This is a genomic window from Bartonella sp. AA74HLJMH (assembly GCF_042197045.1).
Taxonomy (GTDB): Bacteria; Pseudomonadota; Alphaproteobacteria; order Rhizobiales; family Rhizobiaceae; genus Bartonella.
The window spans coordinates 1-1,087 of record NZ_JBHIRJ010000101.1; the positions used below are offsets into that span (position 1 = coordinate 1).

General features: G+C 36.2%; 2 protein-coding genes and 1 pseudogene. 1 reads left to right on the plus strand and 2 read right to left on the minus strand.

Annotated features, from left to right (window positions below; genetic code table 11):
* On the minus strand, positions 1–275 hold a 275-nt coding region (locus tag ACFINH_RS09925; protein WP_375633004.1), incomplete at its 3' end, for a hypothetical protein.
* 208 nt (positions 276–483) lie between these two features.
* Between ACFINH_RS09925 and ACFINH_RS09930 the strand changes: the two genes are divergently transcribed.
* Positions 484–777: a hypothetical protein gene (locus ACFINH_RS09930; protein WP_375633006.1), complete on the plus strand. Its 294-nt coding sequence runs from the start codon at positions 484–486 to the stop codon at positions 775–777.
* 19 nt (positions 778–796) lie between these two features.
* Here the strand turns inward: ACFINH_RS09930 and ACFINH_RS09935 are convergent.
* Positions 797–1,087 (minus strand): annotated as a pseudogene (locus ACFINH_RS09935) (hypothetical protein); the annotation flags it as partial.

A 1,087-nucleotide genomic window follows, 5' to 3' on the forward strand; every position in this document is an offset into this window, starting at 1 on the left:
ATGGCTCCCCCATCTTCACCTGTTACCTGTAAAGGCAACACCTTACCAAGCAACGCTAAATAAGCCGCTGGACATTCTATAGCCTGCTTTTCCAAATAGGAGATCAAACCATCATTGCCAATTTTATTCCCAGCATTCTCAGCAGCCTTAACCACTGCTTCTTTTAAAATGCGCGTCATCTTATTCGGAACGCCTTTGACACGCCCTTGACCTGCCTTTGGTGGTATACGCTTTTTAATGGGTTGTGGAGCCTGCTGTGTATTTTCTGATGTCATAAAATACGCCCTCCAGATAATAAAAAACCCCGCATTTGCGGGGATTTTGAACTGTACATTTCCCTCTCTAGACACAATACGCCTAAGTACAGCAATGTCATTAAATACGATTTGCTACAATTTGTCAATAAGAAAACGATACATATTGATGCAATTGTAGAATCAATATAAATCCGATGTGAAATTTTCTCCTAAATAAAGAAAAAAGATGTTTTTAGTAATATTACTAGTTTGGTATTTTGATATCATTAGCTTATGGACTGCTTTTATAATAGCAATTATTGCTATTGCTTGTTACGAATATAGTCTTTTACAAGAAAAGAATGAACTTAGGACGTTAAAAAATGATTCAGAATATCAAATTGGGAGGTTAAAAGATGTAATTTCTGCTTCAGAAGCTGAAATTGAAAAACTAAAAGATGAAATTAAGGAGGCAAAAAATACAATTAACTATTTAAGATATACAATATTTTTTTCAGAAGAAAAATATGAAGAAGATTAGAATCTGATTGCCAGTAAACCTAACGATCAAAATGTTTCTGAAGCACATTAAGAGCAACGCGCAGTGAATTCACAAGGTGGGGTAGCATTTGATCTTCTATAACGAGGCACTGTAGCGCTGCATAAAGGTTATATTGTCTATAGAGGCATTGGGCTTCTTTTAGTGCCTCTTGCGTGTTGATAAACTGCTCTGTTGCAAATGCTACCCATTTATCTCTTGCCTTATCATCAGATGATGACGGCATTTCGTCATAAATCGCATTAGGCAAGCCTTTTGCACAAAGGTAATCGTTTCTTATCTGTAGATATTG

Coding starts and splice junctions, on each gene's coding strand:
- ACFINH_RS09930 (WP_375633006.1), top strand. CDS start 484: ATGTTTTTAGTAATATTACTAGTTTGGTATTTTGATATCATTAGCTTA.